Source organism: Desulfosporosinus metallidurans, assembly GCF_001936615.1.
GTDB classification, from domain to species: domain Bacteria; phylum Bacillota; class Desulfitobacteriia; order Desulfitobacteriales; family Desulfitobacteriaceae; genus Desulfosporosinus; species Desulfosporosinus metallidurans.
Genome location: NZ_MLBF01000003.1, coordinates 58,065 through 71,081, shown reverse-complemented (window position 1 = coordinate 71,081; position 13,017 = coordinate 58,065). Strand labels below are relative to the sequence as shown.

Annotated in this window: 13 protein-coding genes; all 13 read left to right on the top strand. The window is 47.1% G+C overall.

The window, feature by feature from the left end:
- The first annotated feature begins 33 nt into the window (after positions 1–33).
- The 13 genes from fmt to DSOL_RS02995 are packed head-to-tail and all read left to right on the top strand — an operon-like array spanning position 34 to position 12,867.
- Complete coding sequence (gene fmt / locus DSOL_RS03055; RefSeq protein WP_075363420.1) at positions 34–996, top strand: methionyl-tRNA formyltransferase; 963 nt, start codon at positions 34–36, stop codon at positions 994–996.
- A 36-nt stretch (positions 997–1,032) separates the two neighbouring features.
- A complete protein-coding gene (locus DSOL_RS03050; RefSeq protein WP_075363419.1) occupies positions 1,033–1,722 on the top strand; it encodes a zinc metallopeptidase in 690 nt (229 codons plus the stop codon).
- Complete coding sequence (gene rsmB / locus DSOL_RS03045; RefSeq protein ID WP_075363418.1) at positions 1,715–3,073, top strand: 16S rRNA (cytosine(967)-C(5))-methyltransferase RsmB; 1,359 nt, start codon at positions 1,715–1,717, stop codon at positions 3,071–3,073. The genes DSOL_RS03050 and rsmB overlap by 8 nt, the downstream gene beginning before the upstream one ends.
- Before the next feature lie 21 nt (positions 3,074–3,094).
- Complete coding sequence (rlmN, locus tag DSOL_RS03040; RefSeq protein WP_139314369.1) at positions 3,095–4,162, top strand: dual-specificity RNA methyltransferase RlmN; 1,068 nt, start codon at positions 3,095–3,097, stop codon at positions 4,160–4,162.
- Positions 4,163–4,164: 2 nt separating this feature from the next.
- Positions 4,165–4,956 (top strand): FHA domain-containing protein, encoded by a 792-nt coding sequence (locus tag DSOL_RS03035; protein WP_075363416.1) that lies wholly within the window; start codon positions 4,165–4,167, stop codon positions 4,954–4,956.
- 23 nt (positions 4,957–4,979) lie between these two features.
- Positions 4,980–5,429: an FHA domain-containing protein gene (locus DSOL_RS03030; protein ID WP_075363415.1), complete on the top strand. Its 450-nt coding sequence runs from the start codon at positions 4,980–4,982 to the stop codon at positions 5,427–5,429.
- Positions 5,410–6,129 carry a Stp1/IreP family PP2C-type Ser/Thr phosphatase gene (locus tag DSOL_RS03025; protein ID WP_075363414.1) on the top strand — a complete coding sequence of 240 codons (720 nt, stop codon included), beginning with the start codon at positions 5,410–5,412 and terminating at the stop codon, positions 6,127–6,129. Before DSOL_RS03030 ends, DSOL_RS03025 begins: the two co-directional genes overlap by 20 nt.
- Before the next feature lie 4 nt (positions 6,130–6,133).
- Positions 6,134–7,417 carry an FtsW/RodA/SpoVE family cell cycle protein gene (locus tag DSOL_RS03020; protein WP_170871427.1) on the top strand — a complete coding sequence of 428 codons (1,284 nt, stop codon included), beginning with the start codon at positions 6,134–6,136 and terminating at the stop codon, positions 7,415–7,417.
- Positions 7,417–8,832: a peptidoglycan D,D-transpeptidase FtsI family protein gene (locus tag DSOL_RS03015; RefSeq protein ID WP_075363413.1), complete on the top strand. Its 1,416-nt coding sequence runs from the start codon at positions 7,417–7,419 to the stop codon at positions 8,830–8,832. Before DSOL_RS03020 ends, DSOL_RS03015 begins: the two co-directional genes overlap by 1 nt.
- The gene (pknB, locus tag DSOL_RS03010; protein ID WP_075363412.1) at positions 8,832–10,616 is read left to right on the top strand and encodes a Stk1 family PASTA domain-containing Ser/Thr kinase; all 1,785 of its coding nucleotides are present in this window, start codon (positions 8,832–8,834) and stop codon (positions 10,614–10,616) included. Before DSOL_RS03015 ends, pknB begins: the two co-directional genes overlap by 1 nt.
- 38 nt (positions 10,617–10,654) lie before the next feature.
- Entirely contained in the window at positions 10,655–11,548 is an 894-nt protein-coding gene (gene rsgA / locus DSOL_RS03005; protein WP_075363411.1) for a ribosome small subunit-dependent GTPase A, read from the top strand.
- Position 11,549: 1 nt separating this feature from the next.
- Positions 11,550–12,218, top strand: coding sequence for a ribulose-phosphate 3-epimerase (rpe, locus tag DSOL_RS03000; protein ID WP_075363410.1), 669 nt, complete (start codon positions 11,550–11,552; stop codon positions 12,216–12,218).
- On the top strand, positions 12,211–12,867 hold the full coding sequence (locus tag DSOL_RS02995; protein WP_075363409.1) for a thiamine diphosphokinase: 657 nt from the start codon (positions 12,211–12,213) through the stop codon (positions 12,865–12,867). Before rpe ends, DSOL_RS02995 begins: the two co-directional genes overlap by 8 nt.
- The last annotated feature ends 150 nt before the right edge of the window (positions 12,868–13,017 follow it).

Below are 13,017 nucleotides of genomic sequence, written 5' to 3'. Positions count from 1 at the left end.
CGCGCTTCGAACTTCGAATAAAGGAGAATCAGCATGCGTATAGTTTTTATGGGTACACCTGATTTTGCCGTACCTGCTTTACGAGCCTTGGTGAGCGGAGGGCATGACGTTGTAGGCGTCTTTACACAACCTGATCGGCCAGCTGGACGCGGGAAGAACTTAAAACCTAGTCCAGTAAAGGTAGCAGCTGAGGAATTAGGTTTGCCTGTTTTCCAACCTGCAATGATAAAAACACCGGAGGGGATCCAATTGTTACGGGCCTTAGCCCCGGATAGTATTATTGTGGTCGCCTATGGACAGATCTTATCTAAGGAAATCTTGCAGTTACCCTCCAAAGGATGCATTAACGTCCACGCTTCGTTGCTCCCAGCTTACCGTGGGGCAGCACCGCTTCATTGGGCAGTCATGAAGGGGGAAACCCATACAGGAGTGACTACCATGCTGATGGATGAGGGTTTGGATACAGGGGACATGTTACTAAAACGAGAAGTTCCGATTTCCACTGAAGCAACAACGGGTGAGATTCACGATGTCTTAGCAGTCCTCGGAGGAGATCTTTTAATAGATACTCTAGGCGCATTGGAAAAGGGGACTTTGATTTCGATTCCCCAAACAGGAGAATCGAATTATGCACCCCTTCTGAACCGTAACCATGAACGTCTCGATTGGTCTCGTAGGGCTAACGAACTGCATGATCAAATTAGGGGGTTAAACCCTTGGCCCGGTGCGTTTGCGACGTTTCGAGGGGAAAACCTTAAGATCTGGCGAAGCACACTTTCTCGACAACCAGATAAAGCTGCTGAGACGGAAGTTGTTTCTAGGGAGTCGACGGTTGAACCAGGTCAAATTATCCGGATTATAGGGGACGGTTTGCTGGTTCAGACTGGCGAAGGAGTCCTTGAAATCTTAGAGGTCCAACCCGCGGGAAAACGCTCTATGTCAGCTCGGGACTTTTTTAATGGCCGACATGGTCAGGTCGGGGAAAGATTAGGTTAAGGAAATTAAAAGATTCTTTTATACGGAGGTTAAAGTATGTTTTTTTGGGATCCTACAATGGTTCTCTTAATCCCAGCAATATTACTCTCGTTATATGCACAATTTAAAATTTCCACATCCTACAAACACTACTCCCAAATCCGTTCCCAGTCTGGGCTTACTGGAGCCCAGGCTGCGCGCGCAATCTTGAATAGTAACGGACTTTACGATGTCCGTGTGGAACCGATCCGAGGACATCTTTCCGATCATTATGATCCGCGTACCCGGGTTATTAAGCTGAGTGAAGACGTTTATCAGGGAACTTCCCTTTCATCCGTGGCAGTTGCGGCTCATGAAACCGGACACGCTTTACAACACGCCTCTGGGTATTTTCCGATGCAACTCAGATCATCCTTTGTCCCTGTCGCTAATTTTGGCAGCGGGGCGGGTACAATGCTAATCATGGTAGGCCTTTTCGTACCACAATTTGGCTTGATTCTCCAGTTAGGAATCCTAGCCTTTACGTTTGCCGTGCTTTTTCAGATCATTACCCTTCCAGTGGAATATAACGCAAGTCACAGGGCCCTTACCCTCTTGCAGGAAGGCCGAATGCTTGGAGGGGAGGAAGTACGTGGCGCACGTGCTGTACTGAATGCAGCGGCCTTAACCTATGTGGCTGCAGCGTTGGCTGCTGTGCTTCAGTTAGTACGGTTTATCTTAATTGCTCGAGGTAGAGATGATGATTAAAGAAACGGCCCGTGGCATGGCAGTCCATATACTGACAAGGGTTGAAGCAGAAGGGGCCTATGCCAATGTCTTGCTGCAGAAAACGATCGGAAGGTTAACGGATTCTAGAGATCGTCAATTTGTGACGTTATTAGTGAATGGTGTGCTCAAGCATAGGCTGACCCTGGATTATGCGTTGCGTTTGCATTTAAGCAAGCCAATGTCGGCTCTGCCCCATGAAGTTAGGGCTATTTTACGCATTGGGGCTTTTCAACTGCTTTATGTGGATAAAGTTCCGGACGCAGTTGCGGTTAACGAAAGCGTGGAACTAGCGAAACCATTTCCTAAATTTACGGGATTGGTAAATGTCGTCTTACGGAAAGTTTTGGAGAAGGGGTGGGAGTTTCCTTGGCCGGATTCGAAACGGGAAACCGTGCGCTATCTTTCAGTGCGCTATTCACATCCCGAATGGATGATTCAGCGCTGGCTGAAACGCTGGGGCCTTGAGGAAACTGAAGGATTGTGTCGAGCCAACAATGAACCGGCTCAAACTTGGATCCGGACGAATACCCTCAAGATCTCACGTGAAAATTTAGTGGATCGACTTACACAGGAGGGAATTACTGTTGAACTAGGAACTCGGGTACCGGAAAGCCTGAGAATCCAAAACTTTGGTGCCTTAGACCGCTTGGAGAGTTTCAGAGAGGGGCTTTTTACGGTTCAGGATGAAAGCTCCCAACTGGTTGCCCATGTGGTTGATCCGAAACCGGGACAATGTGTTTTGGATGCCTGTAGTGCTCCGGGGGGGAAAACGACGCATTTGGCACAAATGATGCACGATCAGGGAGAAATACAGGCGTTTGATATCCACTCGCATAAGCTCGAACTTATTGACCAGTTGGCCCAAAGATTAGGGATTGGGATAATCCAACCTCAGTTGGGTGATGCTCGGGATTTACCTGGAGTAAAACTAAACTCCCAACAGCGCGTGTTGGTTGACGCTCCTTGCTCTGGCTTGGGCGTTCTGCGACGCAGAGCGGATCTGCGCTGGCAGAAAGAAGAACAAGATCTTAAGGATTTGCCCCTGCTTCAATTAGCAATCCTAGAACGGGCAGCGTCTTGCGTGGAAATCGGTGGAGATTTAATTTACTCAACCTGCACGATCGAACCAGAAGAAAATTTTGAACTAGTCAAGAAATTTCGCTTTGCACATCCGGAATTTGAAGCGGTCAATTTGGTGGGGTTGTTACCCTTTGCTCTTGAGGATGAGCGAGATATTCGACAAGCGAGTAAAGGGATGCTTCAGCTTTTACCGCATCGCCATGGGATGGACGGATTTTTCTTAGCAAAATTCCGACGTAACGAAGTTTAACTGGAATGAATTGGGTGAATAATAAAAGGTATGGAAAGTATTGAATTGCGCGGTTGTTCACTTGACGAACTGATCGAGATTTGCCAGGAGATGGGTTTAAAACGGTTTCGGGCGATCCAATTGTTCCAATGGGTCCAGCAAAAGGCTGTGCGTAGCTGGGATGAGATGAGAAACATTGGAGAAGTCGACCGACAAACTTTAAGTTCTCACTTGCACTTTCATCCTTTGGAACGAGTCCGCGAACAACGCTCAAAGGATGGCACACGAAAGTATTTGTTCCGTCTACATGATGGGGAAACAATTGAGTGTGTCTTAATGGATTACGCGCGGACGATGACACGAGATCGTCATACGATTTGTCTCTCAACTCAAGTTGGATGCGCGGTGGGTTGTGCGTTTTGCGCAACCGGGTTGGAAGGATTTCGACGGAATCTTAGCACGGGAGAAATTGTGGGCCAAGTCTTGGACATCACCCATTATGTGCGTCAAGAGGATCCGGATTTTCAGGTAACCAACATTGTCTTTATGGGTATGGGGGAACCCCTTCTCAATTATGAGCAAGTTCTTAAGGCTATCCAACTTTTGAATCACGAACAAGGGCAAACGATTGGCATGCGCCGGATGACAATTTCTACCTGTGGAGTCGTACCAAAGATTATTCAATTGGCTAAAGATAATCCTCAGGTGGGATTGGCTATATCCCTCCATGCAGCTCAGGATAACGCGAGAAATCAGTTGGTCCCCATGAATCGTCGCTATCCGTTAGCCTCTCTTATGGAGGCCTGCGAAGAGTACACACAAATCACGCATCGGCGTGTCACCTTCGAGGTGGCCTTGACCTCAGAGAATGCGAGGCAAGAGGAGGCTGAGGCCCTTGTCAGATTGCTTAAGGGGCAGTTAGGACATGTCAATTTAATTCCGGTTAATCCGGTGGTGGGAACTGGAATGGAGCGCCCCACCTCGGAGCAGATCAAGAGGTTTGCCCAAGTGTTAGAAGATGCTGGGATGGCCGTTTCTTCGCGTGAAGAACGGGGGACGGATATTGACGCAGCTTGCGGTCAACTTCGTCGACAATGGGAGGGTGAGTGATAATGAGCCTATTGGCCCGATTTGAGGGGATGGCTGAATTTCTATTTACTGGGGCGTTCAAGAAGGGGGGAGTCCGACTTCAACCGGTGGAAATCGCCAAAGAACTTGTGAAGGCAATGCTTAAAAATAAGCAGGTCAGTATTTCACAGGTGTACGTGCCGAATAGTTACCGGGTTTACCTCCATCCCAGTGATTGGGGGCCCTTGGCGAGTTTTGGGGACGTTTTTCTCATTGAACTATCGAAATATTTGTTTGCGGAAGCTGAACGCAACGGGTATACGTTTTTATCAAAACCAGCTATTGAATTACATGCAGATGAGACGGTAAATCCCCGTGAGATGGTTGTTGAAATTAATTTTGATGACTCTATTGATGTTGACTGGGGAGAGGAAGAAAAAGAAAATGATGCCACAAATGAATCGAATTGGCGTGAAAGCACAACGATCTTTAGAGAACGTGTCAAGACAAACTCACTTGCCCAGGACGTGGCAGGAAGGAATTCGGATTACTTTCTCGAAATCATAGAGGGACCAGATGTTGGTCAGACGTTTTCGCTGCAGGAGGCGGAAGTATTCATCGGTCGCCATGCGCAATGTGACTTGGTGCTCCACGACCCAGAGGTCTCACGGCGGCATCTAAAGATTGCGTCCGAAGAAAACGGTTGGTGGTTGGATGATTTGGGAAGCACGAATGGTTCTTTTGTTAATGGTCAAAGAATTACGCATCAGACGACCGCTCCTGGTGACCGTATTCAAATCGGACAAAGTGTTTTGGTCATCCAAAAGTCACTATAATTGGAGAGTGTGCGGAGGGTTATATGCAATTTGTTTTGGTCCTTGGACGGCTTGTGTTTGTCGCCCTTATCTATCTATTTATCTTTCGAATTTTTACGGCACTCTTAGCAGATCTTCAACTCAAAGGAATTTTTCAACGTTCAACTCCTGAATTTGGACGTTTGGAGGTCCTTACTGGGTCAGAAACGCTTGCCAGAGGACGTGTTTTCAAAGTAGATGCAAAAGGGCTGCGTTTAGGACGTGGTAAGCATAATGATATCGTCTTGCCGGATCACTTTGCTTCCATTGACCATGCTGTTTTTCGCCTGCTAAAAGGGCAGGCTATTGTGGAAGACCTTGGAAGTACGAATGGAACTTGGGTTAATGGTGAGCAAATCCATTCTCCAGTTCAACTGGTTGCTGGGGATTATGTGAAAATTGGAAGCATTACCTTCCAATACTCGAGGTGGCAAAATGAGAGTACTAAGTTTTAGTGAAAAAGGGTGTATTCGTAAAAACAATGAGGATTCTTTTCTAGTGTTACCTGGAGAAGGGCTTTACGCTGTGGCCGATGGGATGGGTGGGCATAGAGCTGGGGAAGTGGCTTCTTCGACGGCATTACATGTCTTGGAAAAAGAGGTTCTTAAGCTTGTAGGACTCGAGGATCAGGCCTTGGAAGAGGGGTTGTCAAAGGCCTTTAGTCAAGCAAATCAAGTTATTTATGAATCGTCAACATCTGATCCGGAAAATGCCGGGATGGGGACTACTCTGACAGTTTTACTGGTTCGCAGTACGGCGGTTGCTATTGCTCACGTTGGAGACAGTCGGGCTTATCTATGGCGCGATGAGATGTTAACTTCCTTGACCATGGATCATTCGTTGGTTGGCGAACTTGTGCGGTTAGGAGAGATCTCTCTTGAAGAAGCGGAGAAACACCCCCAACGACATGTGCTGATGCGTGCTGTGGGAGCGGACCCAGAGGTTGAAGTGGATTGTCGGAGTATAAGGTTACAGACAGGAGATGTTTTCCTTTTGTGTACGGATGGTTTTTCCAATATGATTAGCAATCAGGAACTTGCGCAGGAATTTCTTGAACCGGACTCATGGGAAGTACGATTTGAACGATTACGGCAGCTTACCCTAGAACGGGGTGCACCTGATAACTTTACAGCCTTGTGCTGTATTTTGGACTAAGCCGATGATTCAACGAATTACCTCCCGCGTTTTGATTTTAGGAATGATGTGGTTAGGACTTAGCCTGCTGAAATGGGACGGGAACAAAAACCAAATTCTTTGGCAAGCGCTTGTTTTCACAGGCATAGTACTTCTAGGGAGCTTGATGGAGGAAATTCTCCATTATCAGGGAGATCCCTATATTCTGCCTGTAGTTCAGGTCATCATGGCTTTGGGTCTTGTATTTTTGGTGCGCATTAGGCCAGAAGTAGGACTGCGTCAATTCTGGTGGGCAAATATTGGGCTTTTGATCTTTTACGTGGTTTTATGGGCGATTCGGGATTATCGTCAGTTAGGAAGTTTTAGATACCTTTGGGGGCTCTTAGCGGTAGGATTGCTGCTGGTGACCTTAGTTTTTGGCTATTCGGCTGGAGGAGCAACGAGTTGGCTGCATATCGGAGGAATCGGGATTGAACCCGAAGAATTTGTCAAACTAGCTCTGCTTTTATTCATGGCAACGTATTTGGAAGAAAATGAAGAGTTATTGCGTATAGGGACAGTACAGTTGGGAAGTTTCTCGATACCAGACTGGCGGACTTTGGGTCCGTTTATCGTAATGTCAGCTTTTGCACTTGGCCTTTTAGCCGCTCAGAAAAGCCTCGGAACTGCCTTGGAGTTTTACGCGCTCTTTGTGCTCATGCTTTATGTTGTGACTGAACGGACCCTTTATCTATTGATTTCCCTTCCAATTTTTTTTCTGCCGGGAACCTTAGGATATATGCTCTTTACACATGTACACGTCAGAGTTGCGGTGTGGTTGAATCCTTGGCAAGATCCCACAGGTGGGGGGTACCAAATTGCCCAATCATTGTTTGCTATTAGTGGCGGGAAGATTCTGGGGACGGGGTTAGGCAATGGTATTGGGGCATCGACCGTACCTGCGGCCAGCACCGACTTTATTTTTTCTGTCATAGCCGAAGAACTCGGCTTTGCCGGGGGCATGGCGATACTAGTTCTCTTTCTTATTGTAGTTATGAGGGCCTTTGCCGTAAGTCTTAGGGCTAAAGACCGGTTTGGACAAATTTTAGCGGCTGGAATTGGGATTCTTCTAGGCACAGAAACATTAATTATTCTCGCTGGGGTCACTAAACTACTTCCTTTGACAGGCATTCCTCTTCCTTGGGTGAGTTATGGTGGAAGTTCGCTTCTTGTTCACTTTATCTTGCTGGGCGTGTTGCTGAATATCTCAAACGCCACGGCGGTGGGTTCTCTCAGTACCAAGAATAAGGGAAGGGAGTATGCAACATAATGCGAGGGGTACGTCGAGTAGCACTTGGAATGGCGTTCAGTTTTTTTATTCTTAGTCTTGGTTTAGTCTATTGGCAAGTAGTTCAAGCGGATACGTTACTGGAAAACCCAGCCAATCGTCGCTTAATTCTCATGGAAAGCCGTGTGACTAGGGGAGGAATTTTTGATCGCAACGGCGAAATAATAGCGCAAACTCAGACTTCCCAAGGCAAGAAGGTTCGGGTGTATCCTAAGGGGGAATTGTTTGAGCCTGCCCTCGGTTATTCAACGGTAAAACTGGGTGCTTCCGGTCTGGAAGGAAGTTTGGCAGATTGGTTGCTAGGAATCAAGAAGGCTACGCCCACCCAAACGATTCAGCAGCTCTTTGCCCTTCCCCGCCAAGGGGATGATGTGGTGCTCACCCTAGATTCACGCTTGCAGAGCATTGCCTATAATGCGCTCAAAGGGAAGATGGGGGCTGTTGTTGCCATCGATCCACGAACTGGAGAAATTTTGGCTTTGGTAAGCCAACCTAGTTTTGATCCCACAAATCTTGACCAAAATTGGAATACTGTCATTAGTCGTAAACAGGACAGACCCCTGGAAAACCATGCTTTTTCCCTCTTCCCGCCAGGTTCGATTATGAAGGTGGTTACCTCTGCTGCGGTATTACGAAGTGGGATAAATACCACGGATTTATATGATTGTAAGGGATCGACTGTTATTAATGGGCAAGTTATTCCGGAACAAAATGACAAGGCACATGGCTGGGTAAACTATAATATGGCTTTGGCCGACTCCTGTAACACGTATTTTGCGACGTTTGGGGTCAAGGCAGGGGATAATAATTTCCTTTCAGCTGCCAAAGGGTTCGGTTTTGGGCAAAAAATCCCTTTTGAACTGAATGTACCTATGAGTTCGATTACGAATGCTGCAAAAATTCCTGCTAAGTTAACTACAAATCTTCTTGCGGCGAGTACGTTTGGGCAAGGCGAAGTTCTAGTCTCACCCTTTCATATGGCGTTGATCACCGCCGGAATAGCCAATCATGGGGTCATCATGACCCCGCATCTTGTGGAACGTGTTCTAGACCCCTCCCAAACGGTTCTGTATGAACAGAACCCTCAGCCTTGGCTGACCGCGCTTTCTAAAGAGGAAGCAGATAAGATCACGAGTGCGATGGTAACCGCAGTGACTGATGGAACGGCTGCGCCAGGGGCCTTGGCAGATGTTCAAGTTGCTGCCAAGACGGGTTCAGCAGAACCAGGAGGAAATGTTTCGACGCATGCTTGGTATATAGCCTTTGCGCCAGCGGAGGCACCACGGATTGCGGTAGCCGTTATTGTGGAACATGGTGGAACCGGAGGGGGGGCAGCCGCTCCGATTGCCCGACAAATTATGCAAGAAGCGTTGAGCCAGAAAGAAGGTGGCAAATAGTGAGTAAAATCTTCGGAGGACGATATGAGGTTTTGGAGCGAATTGGTGCCGGTGGCATGGCGATTGTCTACAAAGCTAAGGATATTTTGCTGAACCGTGTTGTAACCATCAAGGTGCTTCGAGAACAGTTTATTGCAGATGAAGACTTTATTCGTCGTTTTCGGAGGGAAGCCCAGTCTGCAGCGAGTTTGTCTCATCCCAACATAGTTTCGATTTATGATGTTGGTAAAGATGGGGATACTGAATATATCGTAATGGAGTACGTTGAAGGGCGTAATCTCAAAGAAATTATTCGTGATTATGCTCCGCTGTCCACAGACCAATCCATCAACCTGGCTCGGCAAATTACAAGTGCTATACAAAATGCTCATGAACATCACATTATTCATAGGGACATTAAACCCCATAATATTTTGGTGACAGCGGATGGGCGTGCGAAGGTCACGGATTTCGGTATAGCACGGGCAGTATCTTCGGCTACTGTGACCCATACTGGAGATATTATAGGTTCGGTTCATTATTTATCGCCCGAGCAAGCTAAGGGACTTCAAAGTAATGAACAATCAGACATTTATTCTTTAGGAATTGTTCTCTATGAATTGCTCACGGGCAAAGTTCCTTATGATGGTGAAACTCCTATTGCCATAGCGCTTAAACACCTGCAGGAACAGCCCGTGCCGCCTAGCAAACTAAATCCTCGAATCGAAAAGGAATTCGAAGCAGTCATCATGCGTGCGATCTCTAAGTCACTGGAGAAGAGATATTTGTCGGCTAAAGACCTGTTGGAAGATCTAAACCACATTCAGGCAGGCAGGCCGATTGCACGCTTGGAAAACTTCGAATCCGTAGATCCTGAAGCGACTCAGACTCACAAAGGAATGAGCAAGGTTCTGGCACCGATTGTTGCCAAAGATCCTTTATCAGGAAAGAATCCTCCTCCAAGAACTATAGAAAATCAGAAACGCAAGCGTTGGATGGTGGGTGGAATAGTGCTTCTATTCCTCTTGATTGGGGGAGGGATGGCGTGGGCAGTGAAGAGTTATATTTCAGTAGGAACAACAAAAGTTCCTAATTTAGTCGGGCAGACAGTTCCTGTGGCAGGGGACTATATAAAACAGGCCAAACTGAGGCTCAGTCCGGATGTTACCTATGAGTTCAGCGATAAGGTCGAGAAGGATCGTATTGTCGATCAGAATCCGAAAGCAGATGTCGTGGTGAAAGTCGATCGGGAGATTCAAGTCGTAGTTAGTAAAGGCTCAGATACGGGGAAATTCCCTGATGTGACTACTGGACAGATGTCCAAAGTAGATGCTGTGAACTTGATACAGAATGCAGGATTTACAGGCAAGATAACTTCTGATACCAAAGCAAGTGATACTGTGCCTAAAGATTATGTGGTTGGACAGGATCCTGCGCCGAATGCTACTTGGCCGAAAAACGGGGATATTCATTTGATCCTGAGTGCTGGGCCTCAATTTGTAACGATCAACATGCCTTATGTCATCGGCAAGACATCCTCTGAGGCCAAGGCAATATTGGAACAGAACAAATTAGTTGTTCTGGTTGAAACCCAGGATTCGACGACTTCCCCGGTAGATGTGGTGATGAGCACGACTCCTAATCCAGGAGAAGCTCTTCATCAAGGAGATCAAGTTACGATGGTTGTTTCACGTGGGCCTGGACCGCTCGCCCAAGGAATTGAGCAGCAAGCTGCAATCATTGCTCAAATCCTTGGTATTCCCTCGAAGAACGGGAAATCCCATGGTAAAGGTAAAATCAAATAAATGATCATCACACATAAGATGATTAGTGAGGAAAAGCTATGACCGAAGGAGTTTTGCTCAAAGGATACGGCGGATTTTATTATGTCTATGCGGAAGACCGAGTGTGGGATTGTTCCCTGCGCGGTCGCTTTCGTATTAAAGACCAAGATTTTTTGCCCGGAGATCGAGTGAAAATTCTACCGAAAGAGGATAACAAGGCGACGATTGAGGGGGTAGAGCCACGACGCAACGCTTTGACCCGTCCGGCGATTGCCAATGTGGACCTGGCCCTTCTGGTTTTTGCCTTGACTTCCCCTAAGCCTGATCTTAATCTTCTAGATCGGCTCTTGATCCAAGTGACGGTCGCGGAAATCGAACCCATCATTGTTTTCACCAAGCTAGATAAATTCAATGAAACCACATCAACAATTATCGGCTTTGAGGAACATACAATTACGGATGTCTACCGCAAAATAGGATACACTGTGTTTGAAGTCTCCAACGAAACTGGGCAGGGAATAGATGAAGTTAAACTCCAGTTAGCGGACAAGGTCAGTGTGCTGGCGGGGCCGTCTGGTTCTGGGAAATCTAGTCTCTTCAATGCTCTATCTCCAGGAAAAGAATTAAAAGTAGGGGAAATAAGCACAAAGTCTAAGCGAGGTCGCCACACCACTCGTCATGTTGAGTTGATGGTTTGTGCCGGGGGGTTGGTGGCGGATACACCGGGATTTTCTTCCCTTTTTTTACCTAATATTAAACGTGCGGAATTAACGGACTTTTTTCCGGAATTTAATGAACGTCGTCAACAGTGCCGGTTTAACAGTTGCCTCCATGATAAAGAACCGGATTGTGCGATTAAAGCAGCCTTAGAAAGCGGAGAAATTTCCGCTTCTCGTTACGAACACTATCGAATATTCCTACAAGAAGTCATTGAAGCTGAGAGGAGATATTAAAGTGATTCAGATTGCCCCTTCTATTTTATCCGCTGATTTCTCTCGTCTAGGAGATCAGGTGCGTTTAGTTGAGGACGCTGGCGCGGAAGTCTTACATATTGATGTCATGGATGGGCACTTTGTCCCTAATCTTACCTTTGGACCCGCTCTGGTTCAATCGATCAGGGCGCACTCCCATATGCGTTTCGACATTCATCTTATGGTTGAAGAACCGGAGCGTTTTATTGCGGATTTTGCTGCTGCTGGGGCTGATCATATCACCTTTCATTTAGAGACGTCCCGTCACGCGCACCGTGTTATTCAACAGATTAAAGAACAAGGGATGACCGCTGGAATTGCTCTCAATCCTGCGACTCCATTGGATGGCATCAAGTATATTCTCGAAGATTTAGATATGGTCCTGTTGATGACAGTCAACCCTGGCTTTGGGGGACAAAAATTTATTTCCAATGTTATTCCGAAAATCCAAGTCCTCCATCAGCATCTTGAACAAAAGAAGTTTAATTGTTTGATTGAGGTGGACGGGGGAATTAATCAGGAGACGGCGCCTGTGGTTGCAAAAGCAGGAGCTCATATTTTGGTGGCAGGGGGCGCTGTTTTTGCTCAGCCTGATCCCAAACAAGCGGTGAAAAAGCTGCGGCAAGCAGCAGGTTCGATGAAGAGTGAGTAAAAGGAAGATTGCAGTACTTGCTAATGGTTCTTGGGATTCAGTTTGGGGAGAACAAGTCCTTAAAGAGGTCGATTTCCTAATATGTGCGGATGGGGGCGCAAACAATGCCGCTTTATCGGGACGTATGCCCGACCTTTTAATCGGAGACTTGGACTCGATTTTAGTTGAAAATCTATATCAATGTAAAAAAATGGGTTGCGCCATTGAGCGTTTTCCTTGCGAAAAAGATGAAACGGATCTTGAATTGGCACTTTCTAGGGCTGAGGAACAGGCCAGATTTGTTGGTGAACGGGATATTTGGCTATATGGTGCGACTGGTAAACGAATTGATCATTTCTTGGGTAATTTAGCTCTGATGCTCGCATACGCCCGCAAAGGGTATAGGGTCCGCTTAGTTGACCCTGAGCATGAGATGTGGATTCTGCAAGGTCGCGAAGAGATAACGGGGTCACAAGGGCAGGAAGTATCTTTGATCGCCTTGTCAGATCGAGCGGTGGTTACGACGGAAGGGTTGTATTATCCACTTCAACATGGTGTCCTGCTTCAGGAATCGCCGCGCGGGATTAGCAATGTGTTTCTTGGGGAGAAAGCTGTGGCCGAGGTTCACGAGGGGTGGGTTTTAGTGGTCTTGCCCGGGTCGACGGGATGAAGTGAAGTTTCTTTGCTCACCCACAGCGCCGTCGCTATCACGCTTGATCACGAGGTGAGCGTGGCGAACCTCTGGGTAGCGTCATAAGTGATCCACTGCTGTGTTGACGCAGAGTCTAAGCGCGGTTGACGTGACTCTGTCGGATGGGTT